Here is a 26,758-nt window from a genome sequence, read left to right as displayed (position 1 = left end):
AAAAGAGGACGATCCACTCGTCCTGATAATAAGGGTAGGGGGAATACTATTAGAAAGCTTTGCTGCATTTTAAGGATGTCCAATGATGTGAAAATTTATTCTTATTTTTCCTAAAAATTTTGGATGATGGATAAATAAGACGTCTCTTGATGATGATTAGGCAAGTAATGTTTTGACCGCCATAAACATGGAATGCTTATAGACGATCGAAATTTATTCAGTTGAATATGGATGAAGTTTACAATCGTTTTTGCGGTGGAAGTATGATTATGCTATAATTGATCAATGCGTAAATAGGAGAAAAAATTTTATAGGAGTGTTTGCATGTCTGCAAAATATGAAGTTGGTGCCATAGTAACCGGAAAAGTCACCGGGATTCAACCATATGGGGCGTTTGTCGCCTTAGATGAGGAAACGCAAGGACTCATCCATATTTCGGAAATTACACATGGATATGTCAGAAACATTGAAGACTATTTAAAAGTTGGGGACGAGGTTCAAGCTAAAATTGTTGCGATTGATGAAGAAGATGGAAAAATCAGCCTTTCCATGCGTGAAATGGAATCCTCCAAAACGGATCGGAAAATGCCTCGACGATACGGAAATATTAAATTGGACGATTCTTCCACCGGATTTAATACTTTAAAAGAGAAACTGAAAGAATGGATTGCTCAATCCGAAAAAAGCAATACGTATCAAAAAAAATAAAATCGAACGGCAAAGCCGTTCGGTTCAGACTGTCGACAAATCCGAAAAAACCGGATTTGCCGACAGTCTTTTTTTGTATAATTAAGATACCGTAATGAATTGAGGTGGATGAAGTGCTAACAAAAAATACACAGATGAATCGTGATCAAATAGAAATGATAGCTTTAGACCAACTTGTACCTGCAGATCATTTGGTTCGTAAAATCGACGCTGCTATTGATTTTTCATTTATCTATTCGCTTGTTCAAGACATGTATTCATCGGAAAGAGGTCGACCAAGTATTGATCCAGTTGTATTGATTAAAATGGCTTTCATCCAATATACCTTCGGTATTCGTTCCATGCGAAAAACTATAGAGGAAATCGAAACGAATCTGGCTTACCGTTGGTTTCTTGGATTTGGTTTTTATGATAAGGTACCTCACTTTTCAACGTTTGGGAAAAACTACGAGCGACGCTTTAAGGATACAGACTTATTTGAACAGATATTCTATCGCATTTTGAAAGAAGCTGCAGATAAGAAGCTGATAAGCAGTGAGCATGTCTTTATTGATTCTACTCATGTCAAAGCGAGTGCGAATAAGCATAAATTTGTGAAGAAAGTGGTTCGAAAAGAAACGAAAGCCTATCAAGCACGTCTACAAGATGAGATAAATGCTGATCGAGAAGCACATGGAAAAAAGCCATTTCCTCCAGATAAATTTGGGAAAGAAGAATATAAAGAAATAAAAGAAAGTACCACTGATCCGGAAAGTGGTTACTACGTAAAAGACGAGCGAACAAAACAGTTTGCTTACTCATTCCATGCTGCTGCGGATCGAAATGGCTTTGTTTTGGGGGCTATTGTAACGCCAGGGAATATTCATGACAGTTCCGTATTGGAGCCACTTCTTGAAAAAGTCATCGAAAAACATGGAAAACCGGTTGTAGTTGCTGCTGACGCTGGATATAAAACTCCCGCCGTTGCCCAATACATATTTGAAAATGATATGACCCCTGCTTTACCTTATACTCGCCCTCGTACAAAGGATGGTTATTTCAAAAAACATGAGTATGTTTACGATGAATACTACGATTGTTATCTTTGTCCGCAAGGACAAGTGTTAAAATATGCAACTACGACGAAGGAAGGCTATCGTCAATATTTTTCTGATCCAGTCCAGTGTAAAGATTGTCCATTCCTCTCGAAGTGCACCCAAAGTAAGGAGCATAAAAAACTGATTCAGCGACATGTATGGGAATTTTATTTAGAGGAAGCTGATCATCTTCGGCATACACAAGAGAATAAGAGCATTTATGCAAGACGGAAAGAAACCATTGAACGTGTTTTTGCTGATGCAAAGGAAAAGCATGGTATGCGTTGGACAACCTTAAGAGGTCTAAAAAAATTGTCCATGCAGGCGATGCTAACTTTTGCTGCAATGAATTTGAAAAAGATGGCCTGCTGGGCATGGAAAAGTCCAATAATGGCATAAAATAGACCCCTTAGAGGGGTCTAATCCCAACCTTTAAAGTATAAAAATGTCAAAAGGCATCCGAATACACACATTCGGATGCCTTTTGTCTACACTCTGAATCGAACGGCAAAGCCGTTCGGTTTTATTTTTGCATGAAAAAAAGCCTTTTTCGATATCATGTAATAAGCTGATTTCCAAACAAAAAGATGATTTTTATCTGAACTTCATGGATGATTGCCTGTTTTATCGTGTTCCGCTGATTCCAATTTCATGTTCAGGAGGGAAAAAGATGATAGCTTATCAACATGAACCGTTGACAGATTTTACGAATGAGAACAACCGGGAAGCGTTTCAAGAAGCTTTAAAGAGGACAAATCAACATTTGGGGCAAGAATATCCGCTTGTGATCGATGGCAAACTCATCACAACGAAAGAGAAAATCATTTCCCGGAATCCTGCGAACAAAACAGAAGTGATCGGCTTCGTTTCCAAAGCCAATCAAGAATTGGCGGAAAAAGCGATTCAAGCAGCTGCAGAAGCGTTTGAATCTTGGCGTAAAACGAAACCTGAAATGCGTGCGGACATTTTGTTTAAAGCAGCGGCCATCATCCGCAGCCGAAAGCATGAATTCTCGGCTCTCATGGTGAAAGAAGCCGGGAAATCGTGGATAGAAGCCGATGCTGATACGGCGGAAGCCATTGACTTTATGGAGTATTATGGACGACAAATGCTGAAAATAAAAGATGGCGCTCCTGTCCTAAGCAGAGAAGGAGAACGCAATCGATATCATTATATACCGCTCGGAGTGGGAGTGGTGATCTCTCCGTGGAACTTTCCGTTGGCCATAACCGCGGGAACGACGGTTGCTGCACTTGTAACAGGAAATACAGTATTGTTGAAACCGGCCTCCACAACGCCTGTGGTGGCGGCAAAATTGGTGGAAGTGTTGAAAGAAGCCGGTTTGCCTGACGGTGTTCTTCAATTTGTTCCGGGAAGCGGTTCGGAAATAGGCGATTTTTTAGTCGATCATCCGAAAACGAGGTTTATTTCATTTACCGGTTCTCGTGATGTTGGACTTCGAATTTATGAAAGAGCGGCAAAGAAACAAACCGACCAAATTTGGCTAAAACGAGTCATAGCAGAAATGGGTGGAAAGGATACGATCGTGGTGGATAAGGAAGCCGATTTGGAGTTGGCTGCTCAATCCATCGTCGCTTCCGCTTTTGGTTTTTCCGGGCAAAAATGTTCTGCCTGTTCACGGGCTGTTGTATTGGAAGAGGTATATGACGAAGTTCTTCATCGGGCAGCCAATTTGGCGAAAACATGGAAAATCGGCGACCCCGCTTGTTTTGAAACCAAAATGGGGCCGGTTATTGATCCCTCTTCTTTTCAAAAAATTATGAGATATATCGAAATCGGCAAAACAGAAGGAAACATCATTATTGGGGGCACAGGAGACGATTCAACAGGATATTATATAGAGCCGACCATTATAGCGGACGTGGAACCGGATGCTCGGATTATGCAGGAAGAAATTTTTGGTCCGGTTGTTGCGTTTGCGAAGGCGAAAAATTTTGAACATGCGCTGGAAATTGCGAATAATACGGAATATGGATTAACCGGGGCCGTTATTTCCAATGATCGACGAAACTTGGAAAAAGCGCACGAAGATTTTCATGTAGGGAACTTATATTTCAACAGAGGGTGTACAGGCGCGACCGTAGGATACCAGCCTTTTGGGGGATTTAATTTGTCAGGTACTGATTCAAAAGCGGGAGGGCCGGATTATTTGCTTCTTCATATGCAAGCCAAAACAGTGTCGGAAGCGTTTTGAGTGAAAAAATAGTTTTGTCGCCATCAGCGGGAGAATTCGTTAATCATACTTTTTTATAGAGAATTTTGAATTTCGCAATGATTACAATAATAAATGAGAGATAAAAGACGTCGAACGAAATCTCTGAAAGTAATGGAAAGACTGGAAAGGATGAGAAATTTTTTTTGAAAAAACATGATAAAACCGTTATTCGTCTTGATGTTTCTGATCCGTAATGAAAAGAACTTTTCAAAGGGCGGTTGAACGAATCATCAAAATGTTATTATAATAGTAAAGATGAAAAAGGTGTAAAGAGGCGAATTTTATGACGGAAAATTTAAATCTATTTACTTCTACTCAAAGTGTAATCAAAGAGGCTCTTGTCCGATTGGGATATAATGAAGAAATGTATGAACTGTTGAAAGAACCAATGCGTATGCTGACGGTTCGGATACCGGTCCGCATGGATGATGGAACCACAAAAGTATTTACCGGCTACCGAGCACAGCATAACGATGCAACCGGCCCGACAAAAGGAGGAGTTCGCTTTCATCCGGATGTCACTGAAGATGAAGTGAAAGCGCTGTCTATGTGGATGACGATCAAATCAGGCATCGTGAATCTTCCATATGGCGGCGGAAAAGGCGGGATTGTCTGCGATCCGAGACAGATGTCGATGGGAGAAATCGAACGATTAAGCCGCGGCTATGTCCGAGCGATCAGCCAATTGGTAGGACCGACAAAAGACATTCCGGCGCCTGATGTGTACACAAATTCTCAAATTATGGCCTGGATGATGGATGAATACAGCCGACTGCGCGAATTTGATTCCCCTGGTTTTATTACAGGCAAACCTCTTGTATTAGGGGGATCGCAAGGACGGGAAAAAGCCACCGCTCAAGGTGTGACCATTTGCATTAAAGAAGCGGCGAAGAAGCGAGGCATTGATATAAAAGGAGCGAAAGTCATTATCCAAGGTTTTGGCAATGCGGGAAGCTTCTTGGCCAAATTCTTGTATGATGAAGGAGCTAAAATTGTCGGAATTTCAGACGCTTACGGGGCTCTGTATGATCCGGATGGCCTTGATATCGATTACTTGCTGGATCGCCGTGACAGTTTTGGCACCGTCACAACATTATTTGAAAATACAATCACGAATAAAGAGCTTCTGGAATTGGAATGTGACATTTTAGTGCCGGCAGCAGTAGAAAATCAAATTACCTCAGAAAATGCACATAATATTAAGGCGTCCATTGTGGTAGAAGCGGCTAACGGACCTACGACGATGGAGGCGACAAAAATTTTAACGAATCGCGGCGTCCTTCTTGTTCCGGACGTGCTGGCCAGCGCCGGCGGCGTAACGGTTTCTTATTTTGAATGGACGCAAAATAACCAAGGATATTATTGGACAGAAGAAGAAGTAAATGAGCGATTAAAAGAGAAATTAGTGAAAGCTTTTAACACGGTATACGATACCGCCCAATCCAGAAATATTGATATGCGCTTGGCTGCTTATATGATTGGAGTCCGCCGTACAGCGGAAGCGGCTAAATTTAGAGGCTGGGTATAAGTAAATAGATGAGTCAGGTTTTTTAAACCGATGTAAAAGGAAGAAATATAAAAAGAAGAAGGACGAGCGCCTTCTTCTTTTTTGTGTGCGCCCGGCATGGGTGTAATCTATAGGGTGAAAGTCCCGAGCTGCGAAGGCAGAAGTAGCAGTTAGCTTAACGCAAGGGTGTCCGTGGTGACGCGGAATCTGAAGGAAGCGGGCGGCAAACTTCCGATCTGAGGAACACGAACTTCATATGAGGCTAGGTATCACTGGGTGAGTTTGCACAACAAAACAAAGCCCTTTCTGCCGAAGGTGATACAGAGTAAATGAAGCAGATGGATGGAAGGAAAGATTACACTCTTACCCGGGGAGGTCTGATGGATACGTGAAGTACCCTTCATAACCTACTTAGTGATAAGTAGCTGAGCCATCAGAAGTCAGCAGAGGTCATAGTACGAATTGGTCTAGAACAATTCGGAAGGACTGAACAATTAAGAGAGAATAGCCCTTTGCATTCAGTGTGTCATGTTGAACACAGAAAACGTAGTACCTCACTTGAGGAAGGAAACGGTGAATTCCGTGGGGGACCTCTTGGAGGGTGGAGTGACCACTGGCATAAGAAGATAAGCTATTCACGGAAGGAAGAATAACAATGCTTTTGAATCAAATCCTGTCACGGGAGAATATGCTTTTAGCTTTACAAAGAGTAGAAAAGAACAAAGGTAGCCATGGAGTAGATATGATGCCCGTACAAAACCTACGTCAGCACATAGTCGAAAACTGGATATCCATTAAAGAAGCAATTCTCAAGGGTACCTATGAACCAATGCCTGTTCGAAGAGTCGAAATCCCGAAACCTGATGGCGGTGTTCGGTTACTAGGTATTCCAACCGTAACAGACCGTTTGATTCAACAAGCAATTGCCCAAGTATTATCGAGGATATATGACCCTATGTTCTCCGAACATAGTTATGGGTTTCGTTCAAATCGAAGTGCTCATGACGCAGTTAGGAAAGCAAAAGGCTATATCAGAGATGGTTATAGATGGGTAGTAGACATGGATTTAGAAAAGTTCTTCGATCGAGTGAATCATGACAGGCTGATGAGTACATTAGCCAAGACTATTATTGAAGCTAATCCGCAAATATCTACAAGCTGGTGTCATGATTAATGGTGTGGTATCTAGGACAGAAGAAGGGACGCCGCAAGGTGGCCCCCTAAGCCCTTTACTTTCGAATATTGTACTAGATGAACTAGACAAAGAATTAGAGAAAAGAGGGCATAAATTTGTTCGTTATGCCGATGACTGTAATATTTACGTGAAGTCAAAACGGGCTGGTGAAAGAACCATGGCTAGTGTCAAACGATTTATTGAGGGAAAACTTCGTCTAAAAGTCAACGAGAAGAAATCTGCGGTTGACCGACCATGGAAACGAAAGTTTCTAGGATTTAGTTTTACACCTTCAAAAGAGCCAAAAGTTCGGATTGCCAAGCAAAGTCTAAAACGAATGAAGAAAAAGGTGCGAGAAATCACGTCAAGAAAAATACCATACCCAATGGAATATCGGATTAAGAAACTTAACCAATATCTACTTGGATGGTGTGGATATTTTGCATTAGCAGACACAAAGAGTATCTTTGAAGATTTGGATGGCTGGATTCGACGAAGACTCCGGATGTGTTTATGGAAAAACTGGAAGACCTCAAAGACCAGGATACGCAACCTCATAAAACTAGGAGTTCCTGAATGGAAAGCTTATGAATGGGGGAACAGTCGCAAAGGTTATTGGCGAATCTCAAAAAGTCCCATATTACACAGAACCCTTGGAAACTCCTATTGGAGTAACCAAGGGCTTAAAAGTCTACAGAAACGTTATGAATTCTTGCGTCATTTATCTTGATTGAACCGCCGTATACGGAACCGTACGTACGGTGGTGTGAGAGGACGGGGGTTAATCACCCCCTCCTACTCGATGCGGAGAATAGGAATTCGGTTTGAGAAGGGAGCAGCGAAATAACCTTGGCAGGAGACGTTAGCGGCTGTCCACTGCAAATGATGATGCTGTCGTATGATTCAGCCGCCTTTTTCTTTTTATGTCTGTCCAAGCGATGCCTTTCGCTTTTGTCGAAAATTTCTTTCGTCTTCAAGACCAAAAATGTTTAATCAGCCGTGTTGGGTTCAGGATCGTGTTCAAGTGATTCGTTCGGCTTAAACAACAGACCGAGATTGATTAATCCGGCGATGCCTATAATGCCGTAAATGATTCGTGAAAGAGCCGAATCTTGTCCACCGAAAATGGCGGCTACTAGATCATACTGAAAAAAGCCAATTAATCCCCAATTGATGGCTCCTAATATAGTAAAGATAAGCGCCACTCTTTGAAGAGCACTCATAAGACAAACCTCCTTTTTTACGATTCTTTTTTGTAGTTTGCAGCAGAAGAAGACGTCCTATTCTTTTCGCCACCCGGTAAATTTTTCATTTCAAAACTTCCACTACTTTAAAAAGGTGGATGTTTTGAAAAATATATAGAAAATGTTACATAATAACATAGTTAGGATAGAAAGGAGAGTGCGGTATGGATAATTTTACTTTTTATAATCCGACGAAGTGGATTTTCGGGAAGGGACAACTGGAGGAGCTGAAAACGGAAGTTCCGAAATACGGAAAAAATGTGCTTCTTGTTTACGGGGGAGGAAGCATTAAAAGAAACGGCCTTTATGACCGCGTGCTTTCTTTGTTGAAAGAAATCGATGTCCAAGTGCATGAGCTTTCCGGTGTGGAGCCGAATCCGCGGATTTCAACCGTTAGAAAAGGAGCAGATATATGCAAAAGAGAAGGAATTGATTTTATATTAGCAGTTGGCGGCGGAAGCGTTATTGACTGCACGAAAGCCATTGCGGCAGCAGCAAAGTTTGATGGAGATCCATGGGATATTGTCATGAAAAAAGTGGAAGTCGAGTCGGCATTGCCTTTTGGAACGGTGTTGACTCATGCAGCGACTGGATCAGAAATGAACGCAGGATCCGTCATCACCAATTGGGAAACGAAAGAAAAAGTGAGCTGGAAAAGCCCGCTCGTATTTCCGAAATTCTCTATTTGCGACCCGACCCATACGTTTACCGTACCGAAAGATCAAACCGTTTATGGAATTGTCGATATGATGACTCATATTTTTGAACAATATTTTCACGATGCTAAAGACACTCCTCTTCAAGACCGGATGTGTGAAGGGGCTTTAAAAACCATAATAGAAACAGCTCCTAAGCTTATCGAAGATTTGGAAAATTACCAGCTGCGCGAAACGATTATGTTTGCCGGAACGATCGCTTTAAACGGCATGCTGCAAATGGGCTACCGCGGCGATTGGGCTACTCATAATATTGAACATGCAGTTTCCGCCGTATATGATATTCCACATGCCGGTGGGCTGGCGATTCTGTTCCCTAACTGGATGAAACATAACTTGCATGTTCGTCCGGAACGTTTTCAACAATTAGCGGTCCGTGTCTTCGACGTGGATCCAACAGGAAAAACGCCGGAAGAAGCAGGATTAGAAGGAATCCAAAAACTGCGGGAATTTTGGAGTTCGCTTGGCGCTCCATCTCGTTTGGCTGATTACGACATTGACGATTCACGCTTGGAAGAGATTGCAGATAAGGCCATGTTCCGTGGGGAATTTGGCAATTTCCATGCTCTCAATCGCGACGATGTGCTTTCGATTTTAAAAGCTTCTTTATAAAGGGCATTTAAAATCTTTTTTGGCAGGGGCTGTATAGAACGGCCCCTGCTGATTTCATTAAAAAAATGGATTTTGAACCATATAATAACTGATTATAGGAGTTTGAAATAATGTCAAATTTGTAATCGTTTCCTTCTTAAGGCTACAGCTTGATTATTTTTTTTTCATTCGATAAAGTTAAGTTGAAAATATTTCCTACGGAGGCTGCAATATGACACATATTCAATTCGATTACTCAAAAGCCTTAACTTTTTTTGGAGAACATGAAATTCGCTATTTGCAAGACGCTGTAAAAGTATTTCACCATGCTCTTCATGAGAAAACGGGACAAGGCAGTGATTTTACTGGATGGATCGACCTGCCTGTTGACTATGACAAAGAAGAATTTGCTCGCATCCAAAAAGCGGCGGCAAAGATACAACAAGATTCCGATGTGCTGCTTGTGATTGGAATCGGCGGTTCTTATTTAGGCGCAAGAGCTGCCATTGAAATGCTCAATCACAGTTTTTATAACGCTCTTCCAAGCGAAAAAAGAAAAACGCCGCAAATTATTTTTACCGGCAACAATATTAGCTCCACTTATATGAAGGATGTCATGGATTTTCTCGAAGGCAAGGATTTCTCCATTAATGTGATTTCTAAATCGGGAACGACGACTGAGCCTGCCATTGCCTTCCGAATTTTCCGTAAGTTGTTGGAGGAAAAATACGGAAAAGAAGAAGCGCGCAAAAGAATTTATGCTACTACCGATAAAGCAAAAGGCGCGTTGAAAACAGTGGCCGATGAAGAAGGGTACGAGACCTTTGTGATTCCGGACGATGTCGGCGGCCGCTATTCTGTATTGACGGCAGTAGGACTTTTGCCGATTGCGGTAAGCGGAGCGGATATTGAAGCGATGATGAAAGGTGCTGCTCAAGCTCGTGAAGATTTCGGCCATTCCGAGTTGGAAAACAATTTGGCTTACCAATATGCAGCAGTGAGAAATATTTTATACAATAAAGGAAAAACGACCGAATTGCTCATCAATTATGAACCGGGACTGCAATACTTTGCGGAATGGTGGAAACAATTATTCGGAGAAAGCGAAGGAAAAGACCAAAAAGGCATTTATCCTTCTTCTGCAAACTTTTCCACTGATCTTCATTCATTAGGGCAATATATTCAAGAAGGACGCCGTGATCTTTTTGAAACGGTCATTAAAGTCGAAAATCCGCGCCATGAAGTGACCATCGAAGCGGAAGAAAACGATCTTGACGGCTTGAACTATCTTGCCGGCAAAACGGTTGATTTTGTGAACAATAAAGCGTTTGAAGGCACGATGCTCGCTCACACAGACGGCGGTGTTCCGAATTTAATCGTTCGCATTCCAAAAATGGATGAGTATACGTTCGGATATTTAGTGTACTTCTTTGAAAAAGCCTGTGCCATGAGCGGCTACTTGCTCGGAGTCAATCCGTTTGACCAACCGGGTGTGGAAGCTTATAAAGTCAACATGTTTGCCCTTCTCGGCAAACCAGGCTATGAAGAGAAGAAAGCGGAACTTGAAAAACGATTGAAATAACGACGTTTTTCGAAGAATCGAGAAAAGAGCAGATTTTCGGAGTACAAAAATAGTTTGACATGTACTCCGAAAATCTTTTTTTCGATTCTTTTTTTATTTTTCGTGTTTTACGTATCCGCCGTGATGGGGGTGCTTTCGTGCCCCAAATCGTGCCGGATTTGTTTGTTGTTCAAGTTGGTGAATAAGTTGAAACAAGAATGATCGCAAATGGGCCAGTGAACTACCCACCACCTACGCTTCGCTTAGAGGCGGGGGCTTCAAGCGACTTGTGCGTGTTCGCTGAACGGTAAGCCACACACAAGAACCCTTTACGCTTCCCTTCGTTCCGAAGGTGTCCGTTCTAGCTATATTCTATCCTATTAGTTGGCTATCGCCAACCAAAATTCATCCCCCACTTATCGTTGGGCTACGCCCTTCTCACGCTTGAAGTGGGAGACTTCTTTCGGAATATCTGTTAAAAAAGCGCATTGAACAATTTGTAAAAGAAGGTAAGGAATCTGCTTTGTGAGCTACACATCTTTAGTTTATTTTTTTGAGGTGAAAATTGTTTTTAGTTTATAAGCAATTATTGAAGCATACACAATAATTAATATCCATAAATAAGTGGATGGCAGATCATCCTTTATAAACCAATAAATAAAGAAAATTAAAAATACAGAATACATAACTAGATCCAATATATTTTGCTTTTTAGTCTTCATATTATTTTTTTCTCTCCCCTTTATTTTTTAAAAAATTTTAATATTAAGAAGATGGAATATTTTAGGGTATCTTAAAATTCATTCGGTAGATTATTACTTTTATTCAACCAGAAAAAGTATTAATCAGCAATACCGGAGAATGAACAATCAATTTCTAAGCTTAAATGAGATATAAAATAAGGGTCTTTTATATAGAGAAGTGTCAACTGTAAATCGGACTGAGTGAGGAACGAACGCGGGAGAGTTTAAGGAATTGACACGAACGCATGGAGAAGTCGAAAATAGGGCTTTTTTATTTTCTTTGAAATGGAGAGAGAGTTTCATGTCTGCCATTGGCGATATTGTCGGTTTTTTCTTCGGTGGCTGGACCGGACCTTTAACAACCTGGTTTTCCTTCTGCTGACTATACAGCGGGATTAATCGCGGGAGTGGTAGAAGAGAATCTTAGCAGCAAAATTGGATTTAAAAGTATTGACGCTTGTAGGGGCAGGAATTTTAGTTGGCCTTTTGATTGGAAAAGTATATGTCTTTCTGACGCAATCATTTTCTTTTATATCTAAAACGAAGTGCTTTCTATCATAAAAAACGGTGGTCACATTTCAGTGTCAGTTTGCTAATGTAGCTCCTTCTTAGGATAAACCTAAGTCAAGGAGCTTTTTTATTGTCGCTTTCTATCGGGATATACCTTATCAAACTTTTGTCAAGAAATTCGAAAATGAAAATTCCGCTTATTGCTTTTTTGATTTTTCCTCCAATTTCTTGTTTCTTCACAAACAATAAAAGCTTTTTTTATTTTCTCCTCCTTCGTTTCATCAAACATTCGTTAAGAAAAAATTAAGGAAAATTTTATATGATCAACACGGTTTCAAATAAGGGTCGAACTGGGGCATAAGCGGGCTTTATAAAGATTCTCCGAAAATGTATTCATTGTAAGAATTTTATTATTTGAGAGCGGGATTCTCTACTTTAAAAAAGGAGCGAATAATAATTATGAGAATGAAATTAAAAGGAAGAATCGATTTTTTATTGTTAGGAATTCTCCTTCTCTCGATTTTTCTTAATTTTTATCGGTTAAAGGATGCCGGATCCGATACATATTATACGGTGGCTGTTAAAAGTATGTTGACAAGCTTCCATACGTTTTTCTATGCATCCTTCGATCCTGCGGGATTTATTACCGTGGATAAGCCTCCCGTTGCGTTGTGGATCCAAGCGCTTAGTGCGTATCTCTTTGGATTAAGCGACTTTAGTGTTCTGTTGCCGGAAGCACTTGCAGGGGTAATATCCGTATGGCTCATGTATGTCATTATCAAACCTCAATTTGGACGAAAAGCAGCTTTACTGTCCAGCTTAGTATTGGCCTGCACACCCATCTTTGTAGCCGTTGTACGTACAAATAATGTAGACAGTATTCTCATTATGACGCTCTTAGTGGCCACATGGTCTTTAATGAAAGCAGTGGAAAAACAAAAAATTCGCTGGTTATTATTGAGTTTTTTTCTCGTCGGAATTGGATTTAACATTAAAATGCTGCAAGCTTATATGGTATTACCGGCGTTTTATCTTTTTTATTTTATCGCGGCGAAATCAAAATGGACGAAACGAATGGTACAGTTGATTGCGGCAACCGTTGTGCTCCTTGTCGTATCCCTTTCATGGGCGACGATTGTGGACATGGTGCCGAAAGATAAGCGCCCTTACATCGGAAGCAGCCAGACAAACTCTGTACTTGAACTGGCTTTAGGCTATAATGGGATCTCACGTTTAACAGGAATGGACCATGGAAATGGCAGAGCTTTCAAAGGAATGCCGAACATGGAGCAAAATCAAAAGCAGTTTGAAAACGGAAACGGGAGTTCTTCGCAAGGAATGCCCTATGGGAATAGAACACTGGGAAATGGGGAATTTCCTTCCTCCTTTGGCCAAGATGGCGGTAAACACTTGATGGGGAATGGAGGAATGGGAAGGGGAATGTTTGGAACCGGAAATCCCGGCGTAACCCGACTCTTCTCGAAAGAATTAGCCGGTCAAATTAGTTGGCTGTTGCCATTCGTTCTCTTTTCGGTTATTGGATTAATTGTATCGTATCGGAAAATGAGAGAATTTACGATGCAGCATAAATTTGCGATATTTTGGCTGGCATGGCTTATACCGATGATGATCTTTTTCAGCATCGCGGGATTTTTCCATCAGTATTATTTAAGTATGATGGGTCCTGCCATTGCGGGGTTAGTCGGAATGGGCTGGATAAACTTATGGGATTTCTACAAGGAGAAGCAAGGATGGCCAAGTTGGCTTTTGCCTGCGGCTATTCTAGCTACCGCTTTCTTTGAAACATTGATCTTATTCCAAAATAGAGAAGCTGTATCGGAAACATGGATGGCTTTTACTGCGATAGTTGGAGTTATTTTATTCGTGTTCTTGACGATCATGCAAAATCGAGAAAAAGCTGCTTACTTCCTGTCTGTTGCGGGAATGCTTGCCGTGCTGATCCTTCCGTTTTATTGGGGACTTACGACCGTTTTACATGGGGGAAACAGCACAATTCCAGTTGCAGGACCTACGAGTCAATCATTTGGTCCGATGATGGATGAAAAAAGGAACTCTGCACAACCGGGTGGAGCACCAGCCGGGATGTTCCATAGCGGACAAAGTGTCGGAAGGCCGAGTGGCCAAACAGATTTTAGACAAAGAGGCGGAATGATGGAAGAAGAAGTGAATACAAAACTCCTGAATTATTTAGAAAAACACTATCATGGGGAAAAATTTATGTTAGCTGTTGATAGGGCGACAACCGCCGCTCCATTCATGTTGAAAACCAATTATGCTGTGATGGCGATGGGGGGATTTTCAGGAAGTGATCCAGTTTTGACGCCTCAGAAACTTGAAAAGATGGCAAAAGCGGGTGAAGTGAAATACTTCCTGATTTCTTCCGGCATGGGAATGGGACGCGATCAGAAAATCAACGAGTGGATTGAAAAGAATTGCAAAGAAGTTCCAAGCAGTGAGTGGGAATCGGCAAAGAACTCTGACAACAATCAACATTTTCGCCGAGATCAAAATATGAAACTTTACGTGTATAAAGGATAAAAGAGGAGGGAGTGAGTCTCTCCCCTAACTTTATCATAAGGAAAAAATGGATAATAGCTTGTCATGCAAAACAATTACAACATTCCAGGCTGCCGAGTTTCAAAATACTTTATATTGGGTATGAAATGAATAACGAATAGCAAACCCTTGCAATGAAATGTTTTATTTTGTCTTTGCATAGCATGATAGAAGGAAACTCATCTACTAAAAATCTATACTTTTTTAGATAAAGTAAATAGGAGACTACCTGTTTAGTGGATTCTTAAAAACAAGTAGTTTATTATTCTGAACGGGTAGGTGATATTCATGTACTGGAAACGTACTTTATGGGTTTTATGGCCGGCTAATTTTTTACAAGCCGCCGGAATGAGTCTTATCATACCGTTTTTACCGTTATATATTGAGAAACTGGGAGTTCATCATATTCAAAATGTGGAACATTGGACAGGATGGATTTTCTCAGCTCAATTTATCACTTCTTTTTTATTTCAACCATTATGGGGTTCTTTGGCCGATAAATATGGACGGAAAGTGATGCTGCTACGTTCTTCCGTCGGGATGGGGATTGTGACCATTTTAATGGGGATTGTGACAAGTCCTTGGCAATTGCTTGGTCTGCGACTAATCAATGGTTTATTTTCCGGTTTTATTTCGATGTCCATTTCATTGCAGGCTTCTGTGACGCCGGACAAAGACTCGGGAAAGGCGCTCGGAACGTTGCAAACGGGTCAAATTGTCGGTACGCTGATCGGCCCGTTGATTGGCGGAATATTGTCTGAGCTGGTTGGATTTGAAGGAGTATTTTTTCTCACAGGAAGCCTTATTTTATTAGCCGGGCTGGTGGTCATGATCTTTATAAAAGAGACAGCAACGGTCAAGAAAGAAAAGACATCAAAACAAAAAAAGAATTGGAAATCGTTAAAACCGCTTCTCCCTGTCTTTATTGCGGCCACAATTACACAATTGGCCATGATGAGCATTCAGCCCATCATCACACTATACACAAAAACACTATATCACGGAAGACATTTGGCCTTTATAGTCGGACTCGTCAGTGCAGTTACTGGCATCGCCAATCTGATTGGCTCCCCTATTTTAGGGAGAATAGGAGATAAAATTGGGCAGCGAAAAATTTTAATCATATCCCTCACGATGTCTGCCTTGGCTTTCTTGCCCCAAGTGTTAGCCAAAAATATCACTCTTTTGCTTATTGGACGCTTTTTTCTAGGACTGTTTACCGGAGGAATGATCCCTTCGTTAAACGTTTTGGTCAAGAAATTAGCCCCCGCCAATCTCCAAGGAACGGCGTTTGGAATCAATTCTTCCGCACGGTTTCTTGGAAATTTGCTGGGGCCTTTGTTAGGAAGTTCGATTGCTGCGGCTTATAACATAAAGATTATATTTTATGTCACTATGGCGTTTCTGTTGGTAAACATGGTATTGATATTGCGAAACAAAAGTCTGGAAGTTCCTGTTACCAAAATGAAAAACAGCTAGTTTCATACCAAAAGATGGAGATGTCGCAAACATTCGTTTTTTGTTTGTGCAGTCTCCAAAAAGCATATTCATCATCAGCTTCTTCCAAAGTCATGGAACTGCTGATTTGTCGATTATGGGTAATACTTTTACAGCAGCTGAAAACCTTGTCTCTTCCCCAAGTTCAAAAGTCTGAACTTAGACCTTCTTTTACTTTGACCAGCTTCAGGGCAATCCAAGTGATGAATGATATCTCGTTCTTCATGCTGCTTGGTTTTCCCTGCAGCTATGATTGATTCTCCTCTTTCTTGATCTCCTAAATTGAAAACTAAAGATGCTTCAAGTTATAAGTGGCATGTTGTGCGAAAATGGACCACTCACAAACTTTCCATCGAGATCAAAACTCCAAGACTGTGTAAGAATAAAGATCATAAAGCCGCTTATTTTATTCCAAAAACATGAAACACTGCAAGCTTAAAAACAAACAAAGCCATACATAAGGGAGAAGCATAGCGTTAAAAACAAAATGACGGATTCTTTAAGATAAGCTGTAAATACTAAAAAGAAAGGGAGGGAATTGCAATGATTCAAATACCTTCGAAAATAGAGGGGCGGCATTATTCTTTATATAATCTGGAACAATCATTAAAACCAAAAGGGTTTCAAATTGGCGGGAATTGGGATTATGATCATGGATCATTCGATTATAAAATCAGCGATGATGAAGGTTATCAATTTTTACGCATCCCATTTACGGCTGTAGACGGCCAATTGGATTCAGCAGGTGTAACTGTGAAACTAGGGAGGCCATTTTTAATGAATCATGTATATCAGCGCGGCTTGGACGATTATGCTTCCTCCGGAAATTTGGCCGCCTCTTTTAATCAATTTTCGGAACCGCAAGAGAAAGATGCTGAATTTCCGGAAGAGTATATCCAGTTTGGAAGACAGCTTGTGCGTGACATCGAGTCTTTGTTGATAGACTAATCGGATATAATGATCAGCTGAAAACTTTTTTTCATTGTTAATTCAGGTGGGGGGTTGATGATTACGTCTTCTTCCCGCTTCACTCCGAGCAGAAGCATTCGTTTTTGGATGAGCACATTGCTTAACTGTCGAAAGGTCAACCCATCCCACTCGTCTTCCATTACGATCGTTTTGAAATGACTGCCATTCACATGATCAAATAGATCCATTACGGCGTCAGACATTCCGTGGCAAAGCAAGCTGTTCAACATAGCGAAACTTGCAAGCTGATTCGTATGAATCAATTCATCTGCACCGGCTCTTTTAGCATTTTCTACTTGTTCTGCCGTTAAAATTTCTGCTAAACAATAGACGTTTGGATTCATTCCTTTTACAGCGATAATCGTTAAGATGGTGGCCATATCCGCTTGACGTTCGTTTTTATCCTGATCTGCTGTAATCAAAACGAGATCGGCTTGCTTTACATTTCCTTTTTGCAAGGTGTCGTCTTGATAAGGAACTCCTTTAATAAAGTGCACTCTGCCATCTGAAAATGGATTTTGGTGCAAAGACTCATCGATCAACAAGATGGACTTGGAATTTTTTAAGAGAGACCAATGATGAATAAACGCACGCGATCGTTCATTCCAGCCGATAATGACGATATGGCGGTCTTCCTTAAATGTTTCTTTGCCATCTATATAGGCATTTTGACGAGTGACCGCGGTTGCTGCTAATGAGGCGAAATAAGTCGTTAAAAATCCGGCGCCGGCAAAAATTAGAATCAATCCGATTAGCCGCCCTTCTAATGTTGCGGGAACGTAATCTCCGTAGCCAACCGTGGAGGCGGTGATCACAGCCCACCAGATTCCTTCAAATATAGTAGGAAAAGTGACCGGTTCCAAGAAGTGAATAATGACTCCGGCTGCTACAATAATGGCTACAGAGATGGCTAATACACGGCCGACAAGCGGCCAGCGCAGAAAAATCCGGTAAAAAGCCATTCCGCATCCAGCTCCTTTATTTTCTGTCTATCAGTATGTCCGTTTTGTCGGCATTGCATAACTAGAGAACAAAGACTCTCAAGTCGGAGCATGTTTTTTTGGAACTTCGATAAACTAAAACTATAAACGAAACTTCTCCATATGGATAAGATTGCTTTTTATTGAACACAAATTCTTGATTTATTGTCTTATGAGAGTTTTTCATCTAAACCAAAAAGATGAGAAAGGAGGGGCGGTAGATGGGAAAATGGAATGAAGAAGCGGCTCCAAACAATAATTTGAATTCGGCAGAGCTTCGATCTTCGAAAATGCCTTCTCAAGAACGAGACAGCCACCCGTTTGCAGAAGCACTGTCTGATGACGGTGAACGAAATAAATGGGCGGAACGACAAACAAAAAGATCATAGTCATAAAAGAAATAGTGAATGGAGATTTCCTTTGCGCAGCGTTGAGGCAGCGTGCCTTTTTCAACACATTTATTGTTTGAAAATGATCCTTACACGAACAATAACGACTCAGTCCCATCATAGTGTGGAAACTTTTATGATGATAGAGGACAACTCGTTATTTGATTTAAATAAAAAACCTTCCTTTTTTAGGAAAGGCCTTTTTTCATTCATTTATCCAGTATATATGGAGAACAAGGGACCTTAAGTAGAATCGATATTGAGGTAAATTGAATTTTTTTAGGTCTTCGTTGTCTTTATACGAACAGCATTCAAAGAGTGTTGGTTGAACAATCGTATAAAACTCCAATAAGCAAATAACAAAATGAATAAAAAAACAGTGCGGTTGCCATATGGTCTAACCGCACTGAATTCACGTTTTTATGATGGAGCATAGGGGGCTCGAACCCCTGACCTTCGCGCTGCCAGCACGACGCTCTCCCAGCTGAGCTAATGCCCCGTTTTTTTGTGACTCTTAAACGAACAATTACATTATAATTATTTTGTTTTAAAAAGACAAGAGGTTTTTTATATTTTTTTATTGGCTAGTTGTATAATCAAATGCAACAAGCATAAAAAATGAAAAACCATAGATAAACCACGTATGATTAAGTCGACTAAAACAATATCGATACGGAGGATTTATCTATGGCAATTACTAATTCTACCATAGGAGCTCGGCATTTCAAACACTTAACGGCTTATGACCGTGGGAAAATTGCGGCCTTACACGCTGCTGGTAAGACTCAACAGGAGATTGCAGATTATGTTGGTTGTCACAAAAGCACCATCTCCCGTGAGTTAAGAAGAGGTACAGTGCCACAAAGAAAAAGCAACGGGAAAATTGTTCATGTCTATTTTCCAGACACAGGTCAACTTCTCTATGAGAGAAACAGGAAAGCCTGTGGCCGCAAGCTAAAACTAGACGATGCCATCGAGTTTATTAAGTATGCCGAAACTCAGATCCTTGATAAGAAATGGTCTCCTGATGCGGTATGTGGGAGAGCCAAACGTGATGGGAAATTCAAAGACAAAATGGTTTGCACCAAGACCCTTTATAACTATATTGATCTAGGACTTATAGGCGTTAAAAACATTGACCTACCTATGAAAATTACCCTGAACACCAAGAAAAAACGTAACCGGAAGAATAAGAAGATCTTAGGACGCAGTATCGATGAGCGACCAATTGAAGTCAATGAACGCCAAGAGTTTGGTCACTGGGAAATTGATACGGTTATAGGCAAGAAGACTAAAGATCAGGCCTTATTGACTCTTACTGAGCGCAAAACCCGTAAAGAAATAATTTTGAGAGTGACAGCCAAGGATAGTCTATCCGTTTCAGAAGTCATATCTCAGTTGAAAGTGTCTTATGGTAATCGGTTCTCTAAAGTGTTTAAAACCATTACGGCTGATAACGGTTCTGAATTTGCTGACCTCGGCCTTAGTGTTGAAAAAGATCTAACAGAGGTTTATTTTACACACCCTTACACATCCTGTGAACGAGGAACCAACGAGCGTCATAATGGCCTTATTAGGCGCTTCATACCAAAGGGGAGACCCATTTCCTCTGTGGCAGACGAAACCATTACCTATGTTGAAAATTGGTGTAACCATCTTCCAAGGAAGATCCTCAATTATCGTACACCTGAGGAGTGTTTCCAAATAGAGTTAGCTGGCTTAGCTTCTTAACCTTAAGCCAGCTAACCCAAAGGGTTGGTTTTTAGCAACTTGACAAAGAGCCTCTGCGGGCATGGCTACCAGCCATGAAGCCAGGTATACGGTACTGGCTGGGCCAACCAGGCTACCATGCCCACCACTCCACGTCAAGTCGCGCAGAGTGTCCCGATTCTACTTAATCATGGGTTATCTGGTCTTTCAATACTTGTTGCATTTAATATTGCAATTTAAGATATTTTTTTATTCTTTCCATTGCTGCATTGATGGCGAAGAGGTCTTTGCTACACAACAATATAAGCGTCTAAAAAAACTAAAGACTTTCGATTTCCACGTTTTCCACTCCGGGAATTTCAGAAACAGAGTAGTACAGATGAGTAGTCCTTCTCCGGAAATCTACGGACACATTTAGTTCTAGGAGATGAGTATTTCCGTCTTTCAGGTCTTTAATATGAATATTGTCGATTGTTATTTTATCTTTTTGAATAATATCAATCACTTCTTGAATCTGTTCTTTATTTTTAATGGTCATTTTGAGCAATACTTCTTTTTCACGCAATTTTTTAGGCCCAATCACAAGAAAAATAAGGGGAATTATTTCTACGCTGATGATCAGTAAAACAACGCCAGCAATCGCTTCAACGTAAAATCCGGCTCCGACTGCAATTCCAATCCCGGCGGCACCCCAGATAATCGCAGCAGTTGTCAAACCTGATATACTGTCATTGCCTCTGCGCAAAATGACACCCGCTCCTAAAAAACCAATCCCTGAAACAATTTGGGCTGCAAGACGGAGAGGATCCATCGTGATATTCACATCATGATTTGCGGGAAATACATAAGCAGACTCACTTGAAACGATCGTCAACAAGCAGCTGACGATCGATATAACCAAACTAGTTTTCAATCCGACCGGTTTTCTTTTTAATTCCCGTTCCAAACCAATGATTAGTCCTAATACTGCTGAAATGACAAGTTTCGCTAATATATGAAAGTCCATCCAATCCATTCTCCTCATCCCTCCTTATCGAAAATTTGGATCATTGGTATTTTCAATTCTTTTTTGGATTCTTTAAGCAATTTTAATTTATTATGAAATTAAGTAAGTATCTTTATAAAATAAAATGAACCTCTTATCGGCGTCAAGCATTTTGATTTAGAAATGAAGGAAGGATTGTTTCCTGTTTTTGCTCAAAAGCTTCATTTTCCGTTTCCGTCATAACCTAGAAGGGGAAAAGGCTAATTTGAACACTATTATTCTGATAAGTTATGTTTACAATCTGACGTTTATGACATGGAATTTTACAAATCACAAATTCCTATTCAATACAGCCTTCCAGTCCTCCTAAAGTAGAGACAGTTGATAGATGTTCTTTCGTATTTGGAGATTCATCATATTATGAGTACACATTTCGTTTTGAACGGCTATTTTACGATGGTTGTTCCTATGTAGATAATTTTTTGTCTAGTTAAAAGGAGATTATGTACCAAATGGACTGAGTGAATAAAAACATTTTTACGATAAAATGAAAAAGACCTATCTGTTTTTAAAGCAATATGGGATATTTTAAAAGTTAAAATGCATCATTTATTCGCCTAACCTATTATTTGACGCCAAAAAGTAATGCAATATTGTAGGGGAATGTTCTTTTTTGACTTTAGAACAATGAAGAAAAATTTTTTTAAAAAAGTGGTTGCCAAGGGACTTTTTTCGTGATATATTATTAATCGTCCGTTAGATACGGATGAGAAAACTTGATGTTGATTCAAGTTTGTGATATAATAGAAAAATCGCTTTTGATGGATCCTTGAAAACTGAACAAAACGAAGCGTAAACCAATGTTTCAATAGAAACAAGCCTAATCAAATTTCTTTTTGGAGAGTTTGATCCTGGCTCAGGACGAACGCTGGCGGCGTGCCTAATACATGCAAGTCGAGCGGACTTTCAAGAAGCTTGCTTTTTGAAAGTCAGCGGCGGACGGGTGAGTAACACGTGGGCAACCTGCCTGCAAGACGGGGATAACTCCGGGAAACCGGGGCTAATACCGGATAATATCTTCCTTCGCATGAAGGAAGGTTGAAAGGCGGCGCAAGCTGCCGCTTGCAGATGGGCCCGCGGCGCATTAGCTAGTTGGTGAGGTAACGGCTCACCAAGGCGACGATGCGTAGCCGACCTGAGAGGGTGATCGGCCACACTGGGACTGAGACACGGCCCAGACTCCTACGGGAGGCAGCAGTAGGGAATCTTCCGCAATGGACGAAAGTCTGACGGAGCAACGCCGCGTGAGCGAAGAAGGTCTTCGGATCGTAAAGCTCTGTTGTCAGGGAAGAACAAGTACCGTTCGAACAGGGCGGTACCTTGACGGTACCTGACCAGAAAGCCACGGCTAACTACGTGCCAGCAGCCGCGGTAATACGTAGGTGGCAAGCGTTGTCCGGAATTATTGGGCGTAAAGCGCGCGCAGGCGGTCTCTTAAGTCTGATGTGAAAGCCCACGGCTCAACCGTGGAGGGTCATTGGAAACTGGGAGACTTGAGTGCAGAAGAGGAGAGCGGAATTCCACGTGTAGCGGTGAAATGCGTAGAGATGTGGAGGAACACCAGTGGCGAAGGCGGCTCTCTGGTCTGTAACTGACGCTGAGGCGCGAAAGCGTGGGGAGCGAACAGGATTAGATACCCTGGTAGTCCACGCCGTAAACGATGAGTGCTAAGTGTTAGAGGGCTTCCACCCTTTAGTGCTGCAGCTAACGCATTAAGCACTCCGCCTGGGGAGTACGGCCGCAAGGCTGAAACTCAAAGGAATTGACGGGGGCCCGCACAAGCGGTGGAGCATGTGGTTTAATTCGAAGCAACGCGAAGAACCTTACCAGGTCTTGACATCCTTCGCTACCTCTAGAGATAGAGGGTTCCCCTTCGGGGGACGGAGTGACAGGTGGTGCATGGTTGTCGTCAGCTCGTGTCGTGAGATGTTGGGTTAAGTCCCGCAACGAGCGCAACCCTTGACCTTAGTTGCCAGCATTCAGTTGGGCACTCTAAGGTGACTGCCGGTGACAAACCGGAGGAAGGTGGGGATGACGTCAAATCATCATGCCCCTTATGACCTGGGCTACACACGTGCTACAATGGATGGTACAAAGGGTCGCGAAACCGCGAGGTGGAGCTAATCCCAAAAAACCATTCTCAGTTCGGATTGCAGGCTGCAACTCGCCTGCATGAAGCCGGAATCGCTAGTAATCGCGGATCAGCATGCCGCGGTGAATACGTTCCCGGGCCTTGTACACACCGCCCGTCACACCACGAGAGTTTGCAACACCCGAAGTCGGTGAGGTAACCCTTACGGGAGCCAGCCGCCGAAGGTGGGGCAGATGATTGGGGTGAAGTCGTAACAAGGTAGCCGTATCGGAAGGTGCGGCTGGATCACCTCCTTTCTAAGGATATCAATTGTACGCTTTTGTTTTGTTCAGTTTTGAAGGATTTCATCCTTCCAAGTTGTTCCTTGAAAACTAGATAGAAGAAAGAAGCAGCATAAACCGAGTATCGCCATCTAGGATAAAACCAACATGGTTAAGTTAGAAAGGGCGCACGGTGGATGCCTTGGCACTAGGAGCCGATGAAGGACGGGACTAACTCCGAAAAGCTCCGGGGAGCTGTACGTAAGCGTTGATCCGGAGATTTCCGAATGGGGAAACCCGCTGCCCGTAATGGGGCAGCATCCTTGCCTGAATCCATAGGGTAAGGAAGGCAACCCGGGGAACTGAAACATCTAAGTACCCGGAGGAAGAGAAAGCAACAGCGATTCCCTGAGTAGCGGCGAGCGAAACGGGAACAGCCCAAACCAGAAGGCTTGCCTTCTGGGGTTGTAGGACACCAATTGTGGAGTTACAAAGGAACGAGGTAGACGAAGAGGTCTGGAAAGGCCCGTCAGAGAAGGTAACAACCCTGTAGTCGAAACTTCGTTCCCTCCCTGGTGGATCCTGAGTACGGCGGGACACGAGGAATCCCGTCGGAAGCTGGGAGGACCATCTCCCAAGGCTAAATACTCCCTAGTGACCGATAGTGAACCAGTACCGTGAGGGAAAGGTGAAAAGCACCCCGGGAGGGGAGTGAAAGAGAACCTGAAACCGTGTGCCTACAAGTAGTCAGAGCCCGTTTATGGGTGATGGCGTGCCTTTTGTAGAATGAACCGGCGAGTTGCGATCTCATGCGAGGTTAAGTCGGAAAGACGGAGCCGCAGCGAAAGCGAGTCTGAACAGGGCGCATGAGTATGGGGTCGCAGACCCGAAACCAGGTGATCTACCCATGTCCAGGGTGAAGGTGAGGTAACACTTACTGGAGGCCCGAACCCACGCACGTTGAAAAGTGCGGGGATGAGGTGTGGGTAGGGGTGAAATTCCAATCGAACTTGGAGATAGCTGGTTCTCTCCGAAATAGCTTTAGGGCTAGCCTCAAGGGAAGAGTCTTGGAGGTAGAGCACTGTTTGGACTAGGGGCCCTCATCGGGTTACCGAATTCAGACAAACTCCGAATGCCAGTGACTTATCCTTGGGAGTCAGACTGCGAGTGATAAGATCCGTGGTCAAAAGGGAAACAGCCCAGACCGCCAGCTAAGGTCCCAAAGTATACGTTAAGTGGAAAAGGATGTGGAATTGCTTAGACAACCAGGATGTTGGCTTAGAAGCAGCCACCATTCAAAGAGTGCGTAATAGCTCACTGGTCGAGTGATTCTGCGCCGAAAATGTACCGGGGCTAAACGTATCACCGAAGCTGCGGGTGGACACCTTCGGGTGTCCGCGGTAGGAGAGCGTTCTAAGGGCAGAGAAGCCGGACCGGAAGGACCGGTGGAGCGCTTAGAAGTGAGAATGCCGGTATGAGTAGCGAAAGAAGGGTGAGAATCCCTTCCACCGAATGCCTAAGGTTTCCTGAGGAAGGCTCGTCCTCTCAGGGTTAGTCGGGACCTAAGCCGAGGCCGACAGGCGTAGGCGATGGACAACAGGTTGATATTCCTGTACCACCTCTTTTCCGTTTGAGCGATGGGGGGACGCAGGAGGATAGGGTAAGCGCACTGTTGGATGTGCGTCCAAGCAGTGAGAGGGGCAGCGAGGCAAATCCCGTTGCCACTAACCTCAAGCTGTGACGGCGAGGGAATTATAGTACCGAAGTTCCTGATTCCACACTGCCAAGAAAAGCCTCTAGCGAGGAAAAAGGTGCCCGTACCGCAAACCGACACAGGTAGGCGAGGAGAGAATCCTAAGGTGTGCGAGAGAACTCTCGTTAAGGAACTCGGCAAAATGACCCCGTAACTTCGGGAGAAGGGGTGCTTTTTGGGGTGCATAGCCCCGAGAAGCCGCAGTGAATAGGCCCAGGCGACTGTTTAGCAAAAACACAGGTCTCTGCGAAGCCGTAAGGCGAAGTATAGGGGCTGACGCCTGCCCGGTGCTGGAAGGTTAAGGGGAGCGCTTAAAGCTTTGCTTGAAGGTGCGAACCGAAGCCCCAGTAAACGGCGGCCGTAACTATAACGGTCCTAAGGTAGCGAAATTCCTTGTCAGGTAAGTTCTGACCCGCACGAAAGGCGTAACGATCTGGGCACTGTCTCAACGAGAGACTCGGTGAAATTATAGTACCTGTGAAGATGCAGGTTACCCGCGACAGGACGGAAAGACCCCGTGGAGCTTTACTGCAGCCTGATATTGAATTTTGGTACAGCTTGTACAGGATAGGTAGGAGCCTGAGAGACATGAGCGCCAGCTTGTGTGGAGGCGCCGGTGGGATACTACCCTGGCTGTACTGAAATTCTAACCCGCACCCCTGATCGGGGTGGGAGACAGTGTCAGGTGGGCAGTTTGACTGGGGCGGTCGCCTCCTAAAAGGTAACGGAGGCGCCCAAAGGTTCCCTCAGAATGGTTGGAAATCATTCGCAGAGTGCAAAGGCAGAAGGGAGCTTGACTGCGAGACCTACAAGTCGAGCAGGGACGAAAGTCGGGCTTAGTGATCCGGTGGTTCCGTATGGAAGGGCCATCGCTCAACGGATAAAAGCTACCCCGGGGATAACAGGCTTATCTCCCCCAAGAGTCCACATCGACGGGGAGGTTTGGCACCTCGATGTCGGCTCATCGCATCCTGGGGCTGTAGTCGGTCCCAAGGGTTGGGCTGTTCGCCCATTAAAGCGGTACGCGAGCTGGGTTCAGAACGTCGTGAGACAGTTCGGTCCCTATCCGTCGCGGGCGCAGGAAATTTGAGAGGAGCTGTCCTTAGTACGAGAGGACCGGGATGGACGCACCGCTGGTGTACCAGTTGTCTCGCCAGAGGCATCGCTGGGTAGCTATGTGCGGAAGGGATAAGTGCTGAAAGCATCTAAGCATGAAGCCCCCCTCAAGATGAGATTTCCCATTTCTTCGGAAAGTAAGATCCCTGAAAGATGATCAGGTAGATAGGTCCGAGGTGGAAGCGTGGTGACACGTGGAGCTGACGGATACTAATCGATCGAGGACTTAACCAAAAGAAAGCGCGAAATCGGTGAAACTGCTTCTTCTATCTAGTTGTAAAGGAGTACATACAAAGGTTTTATA

General features: G+C 42.9%; 15 protein-coding genes, 1 tRNA gene, 2 rRNA genes and 1 pseudogene. 15 read left to right on the top strand and 4 right to left on the bottom strand.

Going from position 1 to position 26,758, the window contains the following annotated elements; genetic code table 11:
* Window positions 1-324 precede the first annotated feature (324 nt).
* The 6 genes and pseudogenes from yugI (at window position 325) to N1I87_RS14095 (ending at window position 7,431) form a co-directional block, all read left to right on the top strand.
* Entirely contained in the window at window positions 325-708 is a 384-nt protein-coding gene (gene yugI / locus N1I87_RS14120) for a S1 domain-containing post-transcriptional regulator GSP13 (RefSeq protein ID WP_341101433.1), read from the top strand.
* A 113-nt stretch (window positions 709-821) separates the two neighbouring features.
* Window positions 822-2,183 (top strand): IS1182 family transposase, encoded by a 1,362-nt coding sequence (locus N1I87_RS14115; RefSeq protein WP_341100430.1) that lies wholly within the window; start codon window positions 822-824, stop codon window positions 2,181-2,183.
* A 271-nt stretch (window positions 2,184-2,454) separates the two neighbouring features.
* On the top strand, window positions 2,455-3,999 hold the full coding sequence (gene pruA / locus N1I87_RS14110) for an L-glutamate gamma-semialdehyde dehydrogenase (protein ID WP_341102361.1): 1,545 nt from the start codon (window positions 2,455-2,457) through the stop codon (window positions 3,997-3,999).
* A 304-nt stretch (window positions 4,000-4,303) separates the two neighbouring features.
* A complete protein-coding gene (locus N1I87_RS14105) occupies window positions 4,304-5,548 on the top strand; it encodes a Glu/Leu/Phe/Val family dehydrogenase (RefSeq protein WP_048623896.1) in 1,245 nt (414 codons plus the stop codon).
* Window positions 5,549-6,182: 634 nt separating this feature from the next.
* Window positions 6,183-6,924: pseudogene (gene ltrA, locus N1I87_RS14100) on the top strand (group II intron reverse transcriptase/maturase); the annotation flags it as partial.
* A gap of 114 nt (window positions 6,925-7,038) precedes the next feature.
* Window positions 7,039-7,431 carry a group II intron maturase-specific domain-containing protein gene (locus N1I87_RS14095; protein WP_081473106.1) on the top strand — a complete coding sequence of 131 codons (393 nt, stop codon included), beginning with the start codon at window positions 7,039-7,041 and terminating at the stop codon, window positions 7,429-7,431.
* 259 nt (window positions 7,432-7,690) lie between these two features.
* Here the strand turns inward: N1I87_RS14095 and N1I87_RS14090 are convergent, their stop codons facing one another.
* Window positions 7,691-7,924, bottom strand: coding sequence for a DUF378 domain-containing protein (locus N1I87_RS14090; RefSeq protein ID WP_003354296.1), 234 nt, complete (start codon window positions 7,922-7,924; stop codon window positions 7,691-7,693).
* Window positions 7,925-8,109: 185 nt separating this feature from the next.
* Here N1I87_RS14090 and N1I87_RS14085 point away from each other — a divergent pair, with 185 nt between their 5' ends.
* The 5 genes from N1I87_RS14085 (at window position 8,110) to N1I87_RS14065 (ending at window position 17,088) form a co-directional block, all read left to right on the top strand.
* Window positions 8,110-9,273: an iron-containing alcohol dehydrogenase gene (locus N1I87_RS14085; RefSeq protein ID WP_003354295.1), complete on the top strand. Its 1,164-nt coding sequence runs from the start codon at window positions 8,110-8,112 to the stop codon at window positions 9,271-9,273.
* A 211-nt stretch (window positions 9,274-9,484) separates the two neighbouring features.
* Entirely contained in the window at window positions 9,485-10,834 is a 1,350-nt protein-coding gene (locus tag N1I87_RS14080) for a glucose-6-phosphate isomerase (protein ID WP_003354294.1), read from the top strand.
* A 1,691-nt stretch (window positions 10,835-12,525) separates the two neighbouring features.
* Window positions 12,526-14,625: a glycosyltransferase family 39 protein gene (locus tag N1I87_RS14075; RefSeq protein WP_445285697.1), complete on the top strand. Its 2,100-nt coding sequence runs from the start codon at window positions 12,526-12,528 to the stop codon at window positions 14,623-14,625.
* 306 nt (window positions 14,626-14,931) lie between these two features.
* Window positions 14,932-16,122, top strand: a complete 1,191-nt coding sequence (locus N1I87_RS14070; RefSeq protein ID WP_270584421.1) for an MFS transporter — start codon at window positions 14,932-14,934, stop codon at window positions 16,120-16,122.
* A 561-nt stretch (window positions 16,123-16,683) separates the two neighbouring features.
* Complete coding sequence (locus N1I87_RS14065; RefSeq protein WP_327797021.1) at window positions 16,684-17,088, top strand: YugN-like family protein; 405 nt, start codon at window positions 16,684-16,686, stop codon at window positions 17,086-17,088.
* Here the strand turns inward: N1I87_RS14065 and N1I87_RS14060 are convergent.
* The gene (locus N1I87_RS14060; protein WP_341030091.1) at window positions 17,085-18,071 is read right to left on the bottom strand and encodes a potassium channel family protein; all 987 of its coding nucleotides are present in this window, start codon (window positions 18,069-18,071) and stop codon (window positions 17,085-17,087) included. The two genes, N1I87_RS14065 and N1I87_RS14060, sit on opposite strands and share 4 nt — an antisense overlap.
* Window positions 18,072-18,310: 239 nt before the next feature.
* On the opposite strand from N1I87_RS14060, the gene N1I87_RS14055 reads away from it, so the two are divergent.
* Complete coding sequence (locus N1I87_RS14055) at window positions 18,311-18,478, top strand: hypothetical protein (RefSeq protein WP_169799149.1); 168 nt, start codon at window positions 18,311-18,313, stop codon at window positions 18,476-18,478.
* Between the two features lie 426 nt (window positions 18,479-18,904).
* On the opposite strand, the gene N1I87_RS14050 is transcribed toward N1I87_RS14055, so the two are convergent.
* A tRNA-Ala gene (locus N1I87_RS14050) sits at window positions 18,905-18,977 on the bottom strand.
* 188 nt (window positions 18,978-19,165) lie between these two features.
* On the opposite strand from N1I87_RS14050, the gene N1I87_RS14045 reads away from it, so the two are divergent.
* Window positions 19,166-20,209, top strand: coding sequence for an IS30 family transposase (locus N1I87_RS14045; protein WP_048622401.1), 1,044 nt, complete (start codon window positions 19,166-19,168; stop codon window positions 20,207-20,209).
* 298 nt (window positions 20,210-20,507) lie between these two features.
* Here the strand turns inward: N1I87_RS14045 and N1I87_RS14040 are convergent, their stop codons facing one another.
* Window positions 20,508-21,194, bottom strand: coding sequence for an MgtC/SapB family protein (locus tag N1I87_RS14040; RefSeq protein WP_341103412.1), 687 nt, complete (start codon window positions 21,192-21,194; stop codon window positions 20,508-20,510).
* A gap of 872 nt (window positions 21,195-22,066) precedes the next feature.
* Between N1I87_RS14040 and N1I87_RS14035 the strand changes: the two genes are divergently transcribed.
* Window positions 22,067-23,621: ribosomal RNA gene (locus N1I87_RS14035) — 16S ribosomal RNA — on the top strand.
* A gap of 134 nt (window positions 23,622-23,755) precedes the next feature.
* Window positions 23,756-26,688, top strand: a 23S ribosomal RNA gene (locus N1I87_RS14030).
* Together the 16S and 23S rRNA genes form the textbook arrangement of a ribosomal RNA operon.
* Window positions 26,689-26,758 lie beyond the last annotated feature (70 nt).

This window comes from Bacillus sp. FSL W8-0102 (assembly GCF_038007225.1).
Lineage (GTDB): Bacteria > Bacillota > Bacilli > Bacillales > DSM-4216 > Bacillus_O > Bacillus_O smithii.
Note: the sequence above shows the minus strand (reverse complement) of the source record. Positions and strands in the feature narration are given on the sequence as shown.